Source organism: Pseudomonas sp. EA_65y_Pfl1_P113, from assembly GCF_963970525.1.
GTDB lineage: Bacteria > Pseudomonadota > Gammaproteobacteria > Pseudomonadales > Pseudomonadaceae > Aquipseudomonas > Aquipseudomonas tritici.
This window is the reverse complement of the sequence record NZ_CAXAQM010000221.1, coordinates 1-623: the sequence shown is the minus strand read 5'-3', so window position 1 is coordinate 623 and position 623 is coordinate 1. Positions and strand designations below refer to the sequence as shown.

1 protein-coding gene is annotated in these 623 nt (G+C 64.4%); it reads left to right on the top strand.

The annotated features are described in order from the left end of the window. The first annotated feature begins 140 nt into the window (after positions 1–140). Entirely contained in the window at positions 141–416 is a 276-nt protein-coding gene (locus tag AACY52_RS29240; RefSeq protein ID WP_126847830.1) for a hypothetical protein, read from the top strand. Positions 417–623 lie beyond the last annotated feature (207 nt).

The following is a 623-nucleotide window of genomic DNA, read 5'->3' as shown; positions in this document are numbered from 1 at the left end:
GGCACCCAATAAGTAACTTCCGCAGCTTTCGCTTGCTCCGCCGCAGGGCGCATAGCGCGCGCGGGGGCGCGTCGCCGTCGCGCTGCACTCGCGATGGCGACGGTTCCCGTTGCCAGCGCACGAACACCACAGGAGCACCTATGTCCACCGATCCGAAATCCACCGATTTGTCGCGTCGTCGGCTCTTGTCGCTTGCGGCGGCCGGGGGCGGTGCGTTGCTGGTGGGCGCTGTCGCCGCCGCACCTGCCGCCGCCGCGACCAAGCTGCCGCAAAAGGCTGTCCATTATCAGCCCCAACCCAAGGGCAAGGCGCGGTGCGACACCTGCCTCCAGTGGCAAGCCCCCAAGGCGTGCAAGCTGGTTGCGGGCGATATCGCGCCATCGGGCTGGTGCTCGCTTTACGCGCACAAGGCCTGAACGCAGCGACCGCGGCACGGGCCGCCAGACTCCCCGTTTCGTTCATCCTGCAGCAAGAAACTGTTGCAGATATGTGACGAAACGGGCCGTCAGGACTTTATCCTTGCTGCAGTGCAACTTAGCGTGATGACCCTTGTTGGGTCGGCTGCGGGACACCGACGCGATCGTCGGCACCCCTAACAGTCGAACAAAGGTCATTATTATGCG

Coding starts and splice junctions, on each gene's coding strand:
- AACY52_RS29240 (WP_126847830.1), top strand. CDS start 141: ATGTCCACCGATCCGAAATCCACCGATTTGTCGCGTCGTCGGCTCTTG.